The 758-nt window shown below is 46.8% G+C and carries 1 protein-coding gene; it reads right to left on the reverse strand.

Translation table 11 applies throughout. The annotated features are described in order from the left end of the window. Positions 1 to 612, reverse strand: a 612-nt coding sequence (locus VZ95_RS20945; protein ID WP_156995518.1) for a hypothetical protein, incomplete at its 3' end; no start/stop codon positions are given. Between the last annotated feature and the right edge of the window lie 146 nt (positions 613 to 758).

The following is a 758-nucleotide window of genomic DNA, read 5'->3' on the forward strand; positions in this document are numbered from 1 at the left end:
AAGATTAGGGGTGGGAAGCGTGCCTTCATCTTTAGGCGTCAAAAATTGCTTATAGCTGATGTGGGTGATGAAAGTTTTGATTGCGTCAGGCGAGAGGGGTTTTCCCGGCTTCGCGCAGAACCAGCCCACCGATGATAGATAATCCCATGCAGAGCGAAAGATGCTGCAATTATTTACCTGAGAGCTTGCGGTGTAACTGAAGGGGATGAACTTAAATTGGGCGCGACCATGATACAGATCGTCAAGTTCACCAAACTCTAGTGAAAAATCTTTAAAATAGCGGCCAGCATAATTTTGAAGTGTGTCCTGGTTCCAGTGACGAAAATGTGTTGATTCATTTACGCCAACAAAACTACGGTAATCCTTATCTTCGGCGCGGATTGTGTAAAAATAAACTTCACCGCTGTTGGTGGAATTGGCACCCTTATCATAACCAGCCGATTTAATCGCGGCCTTGCCCCAGCCGGTTAACTTAAGTTCCAAGGGGGACTCATCCGCACTTGTTGCTTTCCACCCTTGCCAATTTTGTGCAAAAGCAGGGCTCGCGGCTGTAACGAGGATGATGGCTGGGATGATGTTTAATAGCTTCAGTTCAGGCGCCCAATTGGTCACGATCATACCTCGTCCGAGTCCAGAAAGTCCGAGGTAAGTAGCACAATGGGCGGGTACGAGCCACAGAGTTAATCAAATTTTAATCGAATACCATTGTATTTAACTCAGCCATTCAGTTTGCCCGCACCTCATAAGGGTTTTTCGGC

The sequence above is a fragment of the Elstera litoralis genome (genome assembly GCF_000963705.1).
In the GTDB taxonomy this organism is placed as follows: Bacteria; Pseudomonadota; Alphaproteobacteria; order Elsterales; family Elsteraceae; genus Elstera; species Elstera litoralis.